A 13,424-nucleotide genomic window follows, 5' to 3' on the forward strand; every position below is an offset into this window, starting at 1 on the left:
GATTTCGTCGGCGCGCACGACCTGCCTCCTAAACGTCGGCGGCACGGGGCCCGTGGGGGCCGCGCGGTGCCACGCGGCGGCCCTGTGTCGAGGATCTCCCCCAGTCGACCCGTTGAGCCCGCAGGATGCGGGCGTACAGGGGCCGTCGCCGATCGCGCGGGGACCCGGGTCGCGGTGGGCGACCTGCCAGGACACCGCCACCGCCCCGGCGACCACCTCGCCGACGGCGATGATCCTGGCGAGGTCGAGGGGCTGGCCGTGGAGCAGCGGTGCGGTGCCGACGGTCGCCCGGCCGGCGCCCAGCCGTGTGCGCCGGGGGTTGGCCACGGCCGGGGCGCGGCCCGTCACCTGGCGCGGGCCACCGGTCAGGCCGGCGTTGGCAGTCGTCGTCGGCGCGCAGGCCGTCGTCGGTGTGTAGGTCGTCGTCGGTGTGTAGGCCGGGGTCGGTGTGACATCCATGGTGGCCACCCCCTCGTCGGCTTCCTGCCGACAGGGACAATGTTCCCTGTGTCCGGATGTGTCGCACCCGACCTTGGGCGTGTGGGTTCGCGACCTTCCTCCCGTGGGGTCGGGGCCTTCGGCCCTATGCGGATGCCGTCCGGGTGGGGTTCCCGGCCCCCGACAGATCAGTCCTCGCCTGTCAGCTTCAGCGCGTAGACCGCGGCCTGTGTCCGGCTGGTCATGTCGAGCTTCTCCAGGATGCTGGAGACATAGTTCTTGACCGTCTTCTCGGACAGGTGCACCCGGGTACCGATCTGCCGGTTGGTAAGACCTTCGGCGATGTACTGGAGGATCTCGCCTTCCCGGGCGCTGAGGGACGCCAGCGCCGGATCCTTCTTCGGCCCCTCGCGCATGCGTTCGAGCACCCGGCGGGTGACCGACGGGGAGAGCAGCGACTGGCCGGCTGCGACCGTCCGGATGGCGCTCACGAGGTCGTTGCCGCGGATCTCCTTGAGCACATAGCCGGCCGCGCCCGCCATGATGGCGGAGAACAACGCCTCGTCGTCGTCGTAGGACGTCAGGATCAGGCAGGCGGTGTCGGGGTGGGCGGAGCGGATGTCGCGGCACACGTCGATGCCGCTTCCGTCGGGGAGCCGCCCGTCGAGGACGGCGACGTTCGGCAGGAGGGCCGGGATCCGGCGTATCGCCTCGGCGGCGAGACCGGCCTCGCCGACCACCTTTATGTCGTCATGGCGTTCCAGGGTCTGTCGCAGACCATTGCGCACGATCTCATGGTCGTCGAGGATGAACACCCGGATCGTCTCCATGTGCAGGACGATACGGCGCGCTCCCCACCCCGTCAGGCGGAGACATCGACGTCCCACTCGGACTTCTGGCCTGCGTTCCGGCGCGGGCCGCCATGAGGTCGATCGGCGAGACCGTACCCCGAGCCGGGGTCAGCCCTCCGCTTCTCCGAAAGTCCGCCGCCGCGTCGGGCGGCCCCGCACTACCGTCCTCGCTCGTGGGCCTCTTCCGCCGCGAGCGGTCAGCGGTAGGCCGGACGTTACCGCCGCCCGAACCAGCAGAAGACCGGACCTCGCCGTCGGCACCCACCCGCCGTCGGCACGATCGTGAGGGTGGACGCGCGGGCCGGCTGGGGGCCGACCCGCGCGGGTGGGGCTTACCTTTTGCGAGGGGACTACCGGTTCGCGCCCGTGGCGGCGACCGAGCCCAGCAGCGCGGCGTTGCCGGAGTCGGCCTCGGCCTTGCGGCGGCCCATGCTCTTGGTCTCGATGTCGACGTCGGCCGCCTCGGCGCGCAGCGCGGCGACGGTGGCCTTCTCCTTCGGCCGGATGGTGAAGGGGTCGAACGAGTACGCCCGGATCGCGTTCTCATGGGTGATCTTGTTGATGTCGGCGTCCGAGACCCCGGCGAGGTCCTTGAACAGCTTCTCGGGACCGTGCGGCCAGGTGGAGTCCGAGTGCGGGTAGTCCAGCTCCCACATGATCTTGTTGATGCCGACCTGGTCGCGCAGCTTCACGCCCACCGGGTCGTCGATGAAGCAGGTCCAGATGTGGTCGTAGAAGACCTGGCTGGGCAGCCGGCCGCCGAGGTCGGTGAACGTCCACGCCTTGTGGTGCTGGAAGACGTAGTCGGCGCGCTCGAGGGCGTAGGGCAGCCAGCCGATGCCCCCCTCGGACAGGGCCATCTGCAGGTTCGGGATCCGCTTGAAGATCCCGGAGAAGACCAGGTCGGTGACCGCCATCAGGCTGTTCACCGGGGTCAGGGCGATCATGACCTCCGGCGGGGCGTCCGGAGCGGTGATGTTCATCGACGACGACGAGCCGATGTGGATGTTGACGACCACGTTGTTGTCCGCGCAGGCGCGCAGGAACGGGTCCCAGTACTCGGTGTGGTAGCTCGGCAGGCCCAGCTTGGTCGGGTTCTCGGAGAAGGTCACCGCGTGGGCGCCCTTCGCCGCGACCCGGCGGATCTCCTCGGCGGCGAGCTCGGGGTCCCACAGGACGGGCAGGGTGATCGGGATCAGCCGGTCCGGGTGGGAGCCGGCCCACTCGTCGATGTGCCAGTCGTTGTAGGCGCGCACGCTGGCCAGCGCGAGGTCCTTGTCCTTGGCACGCAGGAAGAGCTGGCCGCAGAAGTGCGGGAAGGTGGGGAAGTTGATGCCCGCGAGCACGCCGCCGGCGCTCATGTCCCGCACGCGCTCGTCGGCGTCGTAGCAGCCGGGGCGCATCTGGGCGTACTCGGTCGGGTCGAGCCCGTACTCCTCCGGGGGACAGCCGGCGACGGCGTTGAGGCCGACGTTCGGGGCGAAACCGTCCTCGAACGCCCACAGGTCGCCGCCGTTGGGGCCCTTGACGATGTGCGGAGCCCGGTCCTTGTACTTCGCGGGGATGTGCGCGTCGAACATCGTGGGCGGTTCCACGACGTGGTCGTCGACGCTGATCAGAATAAGGTCTTCGACCTGCATGACACTCCTTGACGCCTACAGAGGGCAGAAGAACGCACCAGCGTGCGTTGGTCCGGGTGCACCGGTCCTGCCGGGTCCCGATGGGAGGGCGCGGATCTCACCGGATGCCTCCCTACTCCTCGTTGGTGAACGTGACGCAGCTCTATGAGCTGTAACACTACTAAGGCTACTGTCAGGATGGAAGGGGCGCCAGCGGACCGGACCGCACAGGGCGATCCGGTCGGGCGGTGTCAGAACGCCGAGCGGTGTCAGAACGCCGAGCGGTGATGGCCGCCGTCGACCTCGATCCAGTTGCCGGTGACGTAGCCGGCCTGCTCCGAGCACAGGTACACGATCATCGAGGCGATCTCGTCCGGGCGGCCGAGGCGCGCGGCGGGCACCCGCGCGTTGGTGCGCATCCATTCGCGGCGGGCCTGGGCGTCGTGCACGCCGACGTTGGCGTCCATGTAGGCGATCGCGTTGGCGGTCTCGATCCAGCCCGGCGCGACCGTGTTCACGGTGATGCCGTAGCGGGCGTACTCGTCGGAGACGGTCTTGAGCAGGCCGATCGTCGACGGGCGGGTGGCGTTGGCGATGGCGTGGTGGATCGCGCCCACCGGCTCCTTGGCGGTCGCCGAGCCGATGTGGACGAAGCGGCCCCAGCCGGCCTCGCGCATCCCGGGCAGCACGGCCTGCAGCAGGTAGATCTGGCTCATCGTGTAGCTGCGGAACGAGTCGACGTAGTGCTCGGGCTCGGTGATGTCCTCGAAGTCGCCCGGGATGTTGAACACGGTCTGGCCGATCACGATCAGCGGCGGGCCGAGCGTCGTGGTGACCTCGGCGACGGCCCGGTCGACGTCGGCGCGGTCGGTGAGGTCGGCCGAGACCCCGATCGCGGTGCCGCCGTCGGCCGTGATCTGCTCGACCGCCGCGTCGATGGCGGTCTTCGTCCGCGCGACGATCGCGACCTTGCAGCCTTCGGCGGCGAGCAGGCGGGCGGCCTCGCGGCCCATCCCCTTGCTCCCACCGGTTAAGAAGACGACCTTGCCAGCGATGCCGAGATCCATGCGTTGTGCCTCCTGGGCGTGGGTGCCCGCTCGCCCGGACGGCGGCCCGAGATGCCGGGCGGCCGGGCGGCCGGGCGCTGGTGGACGCGGCTCGAAGATGCGACCAGATCGAACCGCGAGCGCTGAGCGTCTGGCGGGCGAGGTGTGGTCAAGCCGGCGGCCGCGATGTAGAACACAATTCTAGGAACGTTCTGGCGGAAGCGTCAACGCATCGGTGGCGCCGCCGCGCGGGGCGTGGGCGGCCGAACCACCCCCTGGGCCGAGCCGGCCCGGGGGCTACTTGATGGTTTCGTCAAGTCTGCGGTCGCCCTGAAGGACTGACGAGGTGATCCCGATTCTGGCGATCATCGTGGGGTGCGGCCGACAGGCCGACCATAGGGAGGCCAGGTGTTGATCTTATGACGTTTCCGCTCGCGGGTATCAAGGTGCTGGAGTTCTCCGAGCACGGGTTCGTGCCGTCCGCCGCGGCGGCGCTGGCCGACTTCGGCGCGGACGTCGTCAAGCTCGAACGGCCCACCGGCGATCCGATGCGCCAGATCCACGCCAACCGCCTCGTTCCCGAGGCCGACGGCGAGGAGTTCATGTTCGAGCTGGTCAACCGCAACAAGCGGGGCGTCGCGCTCGACGTGGAGACGGCGGCCGGCCGGGCCGTGTTCGAACGGCTCGTCCGCTGGGCGGATGTCTACATCACCAACCAGCTGCCCCGGGTGCGGCGCAAGCTGCGCACCGAACCCGCGGACCTGCTGGCGCTCAACCCGAAGCTCGTCGTGGCCAAGGGCCACGGCCAGGGCCAGGCCGGCCCGGACGCCGAGGCCGGCGGCTACGACGGAGTCTCCTACTGGGCCCGCGGCGGCGTCGCCCACGTGCTCACCCCGCCGGGCGCGCCGGAGCCGACGATGCAGCGCCCGGCCCTCGGCGACGTGCCGACGGGCATGTTCCTCGCCGGCGCGGTCTGCGCCGCGCTCGTCGGAGTCCTGCGCACCGGCAAGGGCGTCGTCGTCGACACCGCCCTGCTCAACGGCGCGACCTGGACGATGGGCCCCGACCTTGCCTACAGCTCGCTGACCGGCCGCCAGATGCAGATGACCGGCGGCGGCCCGCGCAGCCCCCTGGTCAACACCTACCGCACCGGCGACGGCCGCTTCGTCAACCTTGTGATGCTCGACGAGGCCCGCTACTGGGAGCCCGCCTGCCGCGCCGTCGGCCTGCCCGAGCTGATCGACGCCTACCCGGACGCCGCGTCGCGCCGGTCCGCCTGGGGCGAGCTGGGCGACCGGTTCCGGGCGGCGATCGGCGCGTTCACCCGCGCCGAGTTCGACGCCCGGCTACGGGAGCAGAACTGCATCTTCTCGTTCTACGCGGTGCCCGAGGAGGTCGTCGCCGATCCGGCCGTCGTCGACAACGGCTACCTCATGGACCACCCGACCCGCCCGGGGCTGCGCCTGCCCGCCGCGCCGGCCCAGTTCGACGACGCGCACGCGGTGATGCGCCTGGGCGCGCCGGCGCTCGGCGAGCACTCCCGCGAGGTGCTGCGCGAGGTGGGTTACGACGGCGAGGAGATCGACCGCCTCGTCAAGGACGGCGTGCTCGGCGCCCCCTCGGCGGCCTGACCCGCCGCCCGTGATCCGGGTCGGATCCGCCCGTCGCCCGGCGGATCCGACCCGTTTGCTCGCGTCCGGCCGGCTCGCGTCCGGCCGCCGGCCGGCTAGCCGGCGACCGGCTCGTTCGGGACGACGCGGGGGACGACCGGCTGGTGGCTGGTCGCACCGCCGTCGACGGTGAGCTGGGTGCCGGTGACGTACTTCGACTCGTCCGCGGCCAGGTAGACCGCGGCGGCGGCGATGTCGGCGGGCTCGCCGAGCCGCGGCAGCGACAGCATGCTGCGGATGACGTGCATGTACTCCTCGTCGGCGAGCAGCTTGCGCATCGTGTCGCCGTCGGTGTTGATGAACCCGACGATGATCGCGTTGGAGCGGATGGAGTCCGGGCCGTAGTCGACCGACATCTGCCGGGTCAGCGAGTTGATCGCTCCCTTGGACGCCTGGTAGGCGGGTCGGGAGCGCACGGACAGAATGCTCGACGACGCCGAGATGTTGATGATCGAGCCGCCGCCCGCCGCGCGCATGTGCGGGATCGCGTACTTGCTGGCCCACAGCGTCCCGTACAGCGCGGTGCGGACGGTGTAGTCGAAGTCCTCGTTGGTGATCTCGTCGACGTGGTTGTCGACGCCGCTGATCGTCACGTCCGTCGCCGCCGCGTTGTTCACCAGCACGGTGACCGGGCCGTAGGCGTCGACGGTCGCGGCGATGGCGCCGGCGACGTCCGACTCGATCTGGTTGTCGGCGCGCACGAACGTCGCGGTGCCGCCGGCGTCGCGTAACTCCTTCTCCAGCGCGATGCCGGTGGACTCGTTGCGCCCGGTGAACGCGACCGCCGCGCCCTCGGCGACGAACATCCGCACGATCCCGGCGCCGATGCCGGCGGTGCCGCCGGTGACCAGCGCGACCTTGCCCTGCAGCCTCATGTGCCGTCCTCTCGGTGCGACCGGACCTGCCCGTGCGACCGGACCTGTTGGTGCGGGGCGCTCATCCGCGGCCCGCGGCCTGCACGGCGATCGCGGCGAGCTCCCCGGGGGTGCTGCCGCGGTGCTCACGCAGGATGTGGCGCAGCGTCAGGTCGACGTCGGCGCCCTCGGCCCGCAGCGCGGCCACGGTGGAACGCTCGCGCGGGCGGTGGGAGAAGGCGTCGAAGTCGAACGCCCGCAGCGCGTTGAGGTGCGTGATCGCGTTGATCTCGTCGTCGGGGATGCCGGCCAGCGAGCGGGCCAGCTCCTCGGGGCTGTTCGGCCAGGTCGAGTCGCCGTGCGGGTAGTCGCACTCCCACATGATCGTGTGCAGGCCGACCCGCTCGCGCAGCACGAGCCCGGCCGGGTCGTCGATGAAGCAGCTGTAGATCTGGTCGCGGAACAGCTCGCTGGGCAGCCGGTCGCCGAGCTCGGTGCCCGTCCACGCGCGGTGGTGGCGGTAGACGTAGTCGCAGCGCTCGAGGGTGTAGGGGATCCAGCCGATGCCGCCCTCGGACAGCGCGATCCGCAGGTCCGGGAAGCGGGGGAGCACGCCGGAGAACAGCAGGTCGGTCAGGGTCGACTGGGTGTTCATCGGGCTGAGCGCGATGGAGACCTCCATCGGCGCGTCCTCGGCGGTGACCGGCACCTGCGACGACGAGCCGATGTGCAGGCAGACGACGACGCCCGTCTGGGCGCAGGCCGCCCAGAACGGGTCCCAGGAGCGGTTGTGCAGGCTCGGCAGGCCGAGCTTCGCCGGGTTCTCCGAGAACGTCACCGCGCGGCAGCCCTTCGCGGCGACCCGGCGGATCTCGTCGGCCATGAGCTCGGCGTCCCACAGCGGCATGACGGCCAGCGGGATGATCCGGCCGGGGTGCGCGCCGGCCCACTCGTCGATGTGCCAGTCGTTGTAGGCGCGCACGACGGCGAGCCCGAGCTCCCGGTCGGCGGTGGCCCGGGTCAGGAACTGGCCGCAGAACTGGGCGAACGTCGGGAAGTTCAGGCTGGCCAGCACCCCGTTGACGTTCATGTCCCGGATGCGCTCGTCGATGTCGTGACACCCCGGTCGCATCTGGTCGAACCGGGTCGGGTCTAACCCGTAGTCCTCGGGGCGCACGCCGGCGACCGCGTTGAGGCCGATGTTGGGGGTGATCTGGCCCTCGTAGGTCCAGATCTGGTTGCCGTCCGCGGTCTCGACGACGTGGGGCGCGCGGTCGCGGTAGCGGTCGGGGATGTGCGCGTCGAACATGGTGGGCGGCTCGACGACGTGGTCGTCGACGCTCACGAGGATGAGGTCACCGACATCCATGGGGCGCTCCTGTCAGTGGGTGGGTGGGCGGTTGTCAGGCGGTGGGGACGGTGACGCCGATGTTGTCGACCAGCGGCGTGGTGCCGAAGCGGACCGAGGCGAGCAGGCGGATCTCGCCGTCGCTGGGCCCGCCGTCCGCGCCCGGGTCGAGGGTGTCCAGCGGGCGCAGCGTCGCCGCCTCGACGGCGACGATGTAGTCCGGGTCGGCGACCGGGCGCAGCCGGGCCAGGGCGACCTCGGCGGCGGCGTGGGCGTCGCGCTCCCCGGCGGCGATCGCGTCGGCCGCGGCGGTCAGGGCGGCGTACAGCGCCGGCGCGGCGGCACGCTGCTCGGGGGAGAGCTTGGTGTTGCGGCTGGAGATCGCCACCCCGTCGGGCTCCCGGCGGGTGGGGCAGCCGATGACCCGCGAGGGCAGGTGCAGGTCCTCGGCCATCCGCTGGAACATCACCAGCTGCTGCCAGTCCTTCTCACCGAAGAACGTCAGGCAGGGCCCCGCGATGTTGAGCAGGGTGGCGACCATCGTGACGAGCAGCTCCATGTGCTCGCCCTCGGGCATGCCGGCCAGGTTCCGCAGCATTCCCGGCATGGCCATGAAGGTGTTCGAGGGCCGCTGGTAGAGGTCGTGGCGCAGCGGGATGTAGAAGATGTCGACGCCGGCCGCCTCGAACAGCGCCTGGTCGTGGGCGAGGTCGCGGTTGTAGGCCTGCACGCCGCCGGAGGCCCACTCCAGCTTCAGCGCGCCGTTCCAGAACACCGCGACGACGTCGCACTCCTTCTTCGCCTGTTCGACCAGGGAGATGTGCCCGGAGTGGGTGCCGCCGCTGGTGCCGACCATGGCGACCCGTCGCCCGGCCGCCCGCTCGGCGTCGAGCAGCTCGCGGACCTCGGCATGCTTCTCAGTGGTGATCATGACGCGCTCCAGGATCGAGGATTCTTGCCGCTCGTTACCGCTCGGCCGCGCACCCGGGGCAGGGGAGGCGGGCGAGGGAAAAGATGGCGAGGGGGATGTGATGACCCTCACGGATCGTCGTCGCTGTGTCAAAGCACTGTTCAGAGGACTGAACAAACGTTCAATTGGCAGAAATGCCTGAGCCACCGCGCCGCGACTACTCGCGAACGCGGTGGCTCAGATGTGGGTGCGCTGCCTCAGCTACGGGTGCGGACGAAGCTCAGGGCCGGTCCTTGGTGGCCGGCAGGATCGCGGGGGCGTTGCGCCAGTCGTCCAGGCCGTACTCGGCGGTGCCGACGTACACCTTGCCGCCGGAGACCTCGCTCCAGTGCGCGTGGTTGAGCTGGTGCAGGGTGAAGGCGGCGTCGAGTGCGGTGCTGAAGCCCATCGCGTCCTGCGCCTGGTTGACCGACTCCTTGACCAGCAGCGCCGCCATCGTCGGGACCTTCGCGATCCGGGCGGCGAACTCCACCGTCCGCTCGGAGATCTCCCCGACTCCGAAGACCTTGCTGACCATGCCCAGCGCGTGTGCCTCGTCGGCGCCGAGGGAGTCGCCGGTGAGCAGCAGCTCCTTGGCCTTGCGCGGGCCGAACTCCCACGGGTGGGCAAAGTACTCCACCCCGCACATGCCCAGGCGGGTGCCGACGACGTCGGCGAACACGGTGTTGTCGGCGGCCACGATCAGGTCGCAGCACCAGGCCAGCATCAGCCCGGCGGACAGCACGTTGCCGTGCACCTGGGCGATGGTGATCTTGCGCAGGTTCCGCCAGCGCTTCGTGTTCTCGTAGTAGTAGTGCCACTCCTGGCGGGTGCGGTTCTCCGCACCGCCGTAGGAGGCCCCGTTGCACTGGAACGTCGGGTGCAGGTCGGGGCCGTCCGGATTGCGTTCGGCGACGCTCTCCGGGGTGCCGAGATCGTGGCCGGCGGAGAACGACGCCCCGGCGCCGCGCAGGATGACCACGCGCACCTCGTCGTCGGCCTCCGCCCGCGCGAACGCCTCCCCGAGCTCGACGAGCAGGCCCCGGTTCTGGGCGTTGCGCGCCTTCGGCCGGTTGAGGGTGATCCGGGCGATCCGGCCCTCACCGAGCGTGTCGTAGTCGATGTAGCGGTAGCTCACGCAGGCACCTCTCGCGGCGCGGCCGCCAGCCGGGCACGCAGCGCCTTCTTGTCGATCTTTCCGGTGGGCAGGACGGGCAGCTCGTCGACGACCACCGCGGACCGCGGTGACTTGTAGCGGGCGATCCGGGTGGCCACGTGCTCGCGCAGCTCGCCCGAGGTGAGCTCGGCGCCGGGGGCGAGGACGACGACGGCGCACACGGCCTCGCCCCAGCGCTCGTCGGGCACGCCGACCACGGCGCACTGCACGACGGCGGGATGGGTCAGCACGGCATCCTCGACCTCCAGGGAGTAGATGTTCTCCCCGCCGCTGATGATGACGTCCTTCTTGCGGTCGACCAGGTGCAGCAGGCCCTCCTCGTCGAAGACGCCGACGTCGCCGGTGTGGCACCAGCCGTCGGCCAGCGTCACGCCGGTGGTGGCCGAGTCGTTCCAGTAGCCGCGGAACATCGCCGGCGAGGCCACCACGATCTCGCCGGGCACGCCCGGCGGGCACTGCGCGCCGTCGTCGTCGAGGATGCGGATCTCGGTGTCGGGGTAGGGGAAGCCGACGGAGGTGAGCCGGCGGTCCCGGTCGGGCCCGGAGCCGCGGTGCAGCTCGCGGGGCAGCCCCGAGGTGATCACCTCGGTCTGGCCGTACAGGTTGAGGAAGCCGGTGTCCGGCATCGCGGCGAGCGCCGCGGCCAGCGTCGGCGCCGTGATCGGCGCGGCCGAGTAGACGATGGAGCGCACCCTGCGCAGCGCCGCCACCGGCGCCGGATCGGCGACGCCCGGCCCCGCCCCGGCCTCGGTCAGCACCGCCTGCAGCATGCTCGGCGCCAGGTGCAGCACCGTGATGGCGTCGGCCGGCACCGTGGCCAGCAGCGCCGCCGGGTCGAACTGCCGGTGCAGCACCGCGGTCCCGCCGCGGGCGTGCAGGCCGAAGGCCATCGCCATCGCGCCGATGTGGAACAGCGGCATCACCAGCAGGATCCGGTCGTCGCTGCCGGTGCGCATCTCGACGTTCATCGTCTGGCCGACGCGGAACATCTCCCGCTGGCCCATGATGCAGCCCTTCGGCCGACCGGTGGTGCCGCTGGTGTAGATCAGGCAGGCGATGTCGTCGGGCCGGGCGGCGAACGGCAGCTCGTCGCCGATCGCGGCGTCGCGGAACTCCGCTAGGCCCACGACCTCGCCGCCCACGACCTCGCCGCCCACGACCTCGCCGCCCGCGCCGACGCCGTTCACACCCGGGCCGTTCACACCCGGGCCGTTCACACCCGGGCCGTTCACGCCCGGGCCGTTCACGCCCGGGTCGTTCACGCCCGGGTCGTCGAGGCGGACGACCAGTTCGAGGCCGAGCTCCGCGCGCAGCGTTGCCACGATCGGCAGGAACTCGGCGTCGACGAAGATCGCCCGTGGCCGCGCGTCGGCGAGGATGCGGGCGATCTCGGGTGCCGCGAGGCGAAAGTTGACGGTCGCGATGACGAGGCCGCTGAGCTGCCCGGCGGCCAGCACCTCGCCGAAGGCGATGCTGTTGCGACCGAGCAGGGCGACCCGGTCCTGGCGGCGTAGACCGGCTCGGGCGAGGGCGGCCGCGATGGCCGTCGCGCGACGCAGCAGCTCACGGTGGGTGATGCTGCGCCCCTCGTACAGGTAGGCGGGGACGTCGCCGAAACGCTCCGCGTTGCGGCGAAGGATGTCGGCGAGGCAGGGATCCGGGATGTGTTTCGTCGGCACGGGCTACTCCATCGAAGCTCCGAGCGTTAATGTTTGACGATGATGTCAAACAACGACACCCCGGGCAAGCGCCCCCCGCGGCCGATCGACCCCCGGAGCAGCGCGGTCGTCCTGGTGGAGTGCCAGAACGGGGTGCTCGGCCCGGACTCCATGCTGCCGGCGCTCGCGGCCGAGGCGGCCGACATCCGCGACGGCCTGCGCCGGCTGGTGACCGCCGCGCGGTCCGCCGGTGCGCTCGTCGTGCACGCCACGTTCGAGGGCTGGCTGGGTTCCACCGACCCCGGGCCCGCGCCGCTGTGGAAGGCCGCCGCCCAGGGCAGCAAGGACTGGGGCCCGGGCCACCCGGCGACCCAGGTCGTGCCCGACCTGCTCGACCCGACCGATCTGATCATCCCGCGCCACCACGGCCTGTCGCCGACCTGGGGCACCGAGCTGCTGCCGATCCTGCGCGGGCACCGGGTGGACACGGTCGTCATCGCCGGCGTCTCGCTCAACGTCGCGATCCCGCTCGGGGTGGGGGAGGCCGTCCACGAGGGCTTCCGCGTCATCGTCCCGCGCGACGCGGCCGCGTCGACCCCGGCCGAGTACGGCCAGCACATCCTGGCGAACACGATCGCCATGCTCGCCCGCGTCACCACGGTCGACGACCTCGCCGCCTCCTGGGCCGCCGCCACCGCGGCCGTCTGAGGCCGCGGGGCAGCCTGAGCCGGATTCGCGGCAGGTGTTGGCGGAAGTGTCAACTTTGGCTAGGGTCAGGCGGAGCCCGAGGACCGCGGTGCCGGGCCCGTGACGGTCCGCCGAGCATCCTCGCGGACCCGTACCGAACGTGACCGCACCACCGGACCGGCCGTGGTCCCCGCGGCCGATCCGGCACCCCTTCCCGGAGGCGCCCCATGACCACCAGCACCGAGCCGACGGCGAGCGGCGTCCCGGCGTCACCGGCCGGCCGCCCGGCCCACCATGCCCACGCCGTGCTGCACTGCAACCTCAACACCGTCGACGTCGACCGCTCCGCCGCCTTCCACCTGTCGCTGTTCGCCGGTGAGCCGCGGATGCGCTCGATCAGCACCGACGGCGACACCGCCACCATGGGCCTCGGCACCGGCACCGCCAGCGTCACCACGTTCCTCTACGACCTGCGCGGCCCGCGCTCGGCCCCCGCCGTCGAGCTGGTCGGCTGGACCACGCCGCACACCGTGCCCGCCACCGCCGACCAGCGGCCCACCGGATTCTCGGCGCTGGGCTACCGCGTCGAGTCCCTGCGGATCATCACCGCGCGGCTGGAGGCCACCGGCGTCGAGTTCGTGCCGGTGGCCGAGGGCCTGGCGGTCCGCGGCGCCGTCCGCCCGGCGCTGCGGCTGACTGATCCCGACGGTGCCGTCATCGAGGTCGTCGAGATCTCCGCCGCCCCCGGCGACCCGCGCCGGCTGCCGTTGCTGTCCCACGAGCGGATGCGCTGCACCGACCTCGAGCGCACCATCGCCTGGTACACCGGCATCGGCTGGACGGTGCGCGACCGCGGCGAGAGCCCGGCGGGCCCGACCGTGTCGCTGGTGCTGCCCGAGGACCCGACGTTCTCCCTGGAGTTCACCCAGCAGCCCGCGCCCGCCAGAGCCACGGCGACGCCGCCGGCCAACGTCCAGGGCCTGTACCGGATCGCGCTCGCCGTCGAGGACGTCCGCGAGGCGCACGCCTCGCTCGTCGCCGACGGCGCGCTCGGCGACGTCGACGACCCGGTGGTCATGCCGATGCCGGACACGCCGACCGGTGGGTTCACGGTGCTGTTCCTGCAC

The 13,424-nt window shown here is 71.5% G+C and carries 12 protein-coding genes; 3 read left to right on the top strand and 9 right to left on the bottom strand.

All coding sequences use genetic code 11. From position 1 onward, the window contains the following. From NBZ85_RS17750 to NBZ85_RS17765, 4 genes are all read right to left on the bottom strand, one after another. Nucleotides 1-459, bottom strand: a 459-nt coding sequence (locus tag NBZ85_RS17750) for a hypothetical protein (RefSeq protein WP_261562259.1), incomplete at its 3' end; no start/stop codon positions are given. 167 nt (nucleotides 460-626) lie between these two features. Continuing rightward, nucleotides 627-1,268, bottom strand: coding sequence for a response regulator (locus NBZ85_RS17755; RefSeq protein WP_261554243.1), 642 nt, complete (start codon nucleotides 1,266-1,268; stop codon nucleotides 627-629). A gap of 371 nt (nucleotides 1,269-1,639) precedes the next feature. Further along, a complete protein-coding gene (locus NBZ85_RS17760) occupies nucleotides 1,640-2,929 on the bottom strand; it encodes an amidohydrolase family protein (RefSeq protein ID WP_261554242.1) in 1,290 nt (429 codons plus the stop codon). 248 nt (nucleotides 2,930-3,177) lie between these two features. Further along, nucleotides 3,178-3,975 carry an SDR family oxidoreductase gene (locus tag NBZ85_RS17765; RefSeq protein WP_261554241.1) on the bottom strand — a complete coding sequence of 266 codons (798 nt, stop codon included), beginning with the start codon at nucleotides 3,973-3,975 and terminating at the stop codon, nucleotides 3,178-3,180. 398 nt (nucleotides 3,976-4,373) lie between these two features. On the opposite strand from NBZ85_RS17765, the gene NBZ85_RS17770 reads away from it, so the two are divergent. Continuing rightward, the gene (locus NBZ85_RS17770; protein ID WP_261554240.1) at nucleotides 4,374-5,585 is read left to right on the top strand and encodes a CoA transferase; all 1,212 of its coding nucleotides are present in this window, start codon (nucleotides 4,374-4,376) and stop codon (nucleotides 5,583-5,585) included. Nucleotides 5,586-5,680: 95 nt separating this feature from the next. Here the strand turns inward: NBZ85_RS17770 and NBZ85_RS17775 are convergent, their stop codons facing one another. From NBZ85_RS17775 to NBZ85_RS17795, 5 genes are all read right to left on the bottom strand, one after another. Then, complete coding sequence (locus NBZ85_RS17775) at nucleotides 5,681-6,499, bottom strand: SDR family NAD(P)-dependent oxidoreductase (RefSeq protein WP_261554239.1); 819 nt, start codon at nucleotides 6,497-6,499, stop codon at nucleotides 5,681-5,683. Nucleotides 6,500-6,560: 61 nt separating this feature from the next. After that, nucleotides 6,561-7,847 carry an amidohydrolase family protein gene (locus NBZ85_RS17780; protein ID WP_261554238.1) on the bottom strand — a complete coding sequence of 429 codons (1,287 nt, stop codon included), beginning with the start codon at nucleotides 7,845-7,847 and terminating at the stop codon, nucleotides 6,561-6,563. Nucleotides 7,848-7,881: 34 nt separating this feature from the next. Beyond that, on the bottom strand, nucleotides 7,882-8,757 hold the full coding sequence (locus NBZ85_RS17785) for a pantoate--beta-alanine ligase (RefSeq protein WP_261554237.1): 876 nt from the start codon (nucleotides 8,755-8,757) through the stop codon (nucleotides 7,882-7,884). 259 nt (nucleotides 8,758-9,016) lie between these two features. After that, nucleotides 9,017-9,913 carry an enoyl-CoA hydratase gene (locus tag NBZ85_RS17790; RefSeq protein ID WP_261554236.1) on the bottom strand — a complete coding sequence of 299 codons (897 nt, stop codon included), beginning with the start codon at nucleotides 9,911-9,913 and terminating at the stop codon, nucleotides 9,017-9,019. Further along, nucleotides 9,910-11,631: an AMP-binding protein gene (locus tag NBZ85_RS17795; protein ID WP_261562260.1), complete on the bottom strand. Its 1,722-nt coding sequence runs from the start codon at nucleotides 11,629-11,631 to the stop codon at nucleotides 9,910-9,912. Before NBZ85_RS17795 ends, NBZ85_RS17790 begins: the two co-directional genes overlap by 4 nt. Before the next feature lie 42 nt (nucleotides 11,632-11,673). Here NBZ85_RS17795 and NBZ85_RS17800 point away from each other — a divergent pair, with 42 nt between their 5' ends. Continuing rightward, a complete protein-coding gene (locus NBZ85_RS17800) occupies nucleotides 11,674-12,318 on the top strand; it encodes a cysteine hydrolase family protein (RefSeq protein WP_261562261.1) in 645 nt (214 codons plus the stop codon). Nucleotides 12,319-12,524: 206 nt separating this feature from the next. After that, on the top strand, nucleotides 12,525-13,424 hold a 900-nt coding region (locus NBZ85_RS17805), incomplete at its 3' end, for a VOC family protein (RefSeq protein ID WP_261562262.1).

Source organism: Frankia tisae (assembly GCF_025403405.1).
GTDB classification, from domain to species: Bacteria; Actinomycetota; Actinomycetes; order Frankiales; family Frankiaceae; genus Frankia; species Frankia tisai.

Coding starts and splice junctions, on each gene's coding strand:
- NBZ85_RS17755 (WP_261554243.1), bottom strand. CDS start 1,268: ATGGAGACGATCCGGGTGTTCATCCTCGACGACCATGAGATCGTGCGC.
- NBZ85_RS17760 (WP_261554242.1), bottom strand. CDS start 2,929: ATGCAGGTCGAAGACCTTATTCTGATCAGCGTCGACGACCACGTCGTG.
- NBZ85_RS17765 (WP_261554241.1), bottom strand. CDS start 3,975: ATGGATCTCGGCATCGCTGGCAAGGTCGTCTTCTTAACCGGTGGGAGC.
- NBZ85_RS17770 (WP_261554240.1), top strand. CDS start 4,374: ATGACGTTTCCGCTCGCGGGTATCAAGGTGCTGGAGTTCTCCGAGCAC.
- NBZ85_RS17775 (WP_261554239.1), bottom strand. CDS start 6,499: ATGAGGCTGCAGGGCAAGGTCGCGCTGGTCACCGGCGGCACCGCCGGC.
- NBZ85_RS17780 (WP_261554238.1), bottom strand. CDS start 7,847: ATGGATGTCGGTGACCTCATCCTCGTGAGCGTCGACGACCACGTCGTC.
- NBZ85_RS17785 (WP_261554237.1), bottom strand. CDS start 8,757: ATGATCACCACTGAGAAGCATGCCGAGGTCCGCGAGCTGCTCGACGCC.
- NBZ85_RS17800 (WP_261562261.1), top strand. CDS start 11,674: ATGTCAAACAACGACACCCCGGGCAAGCGCCCCCCGCGGCCGATCGAC.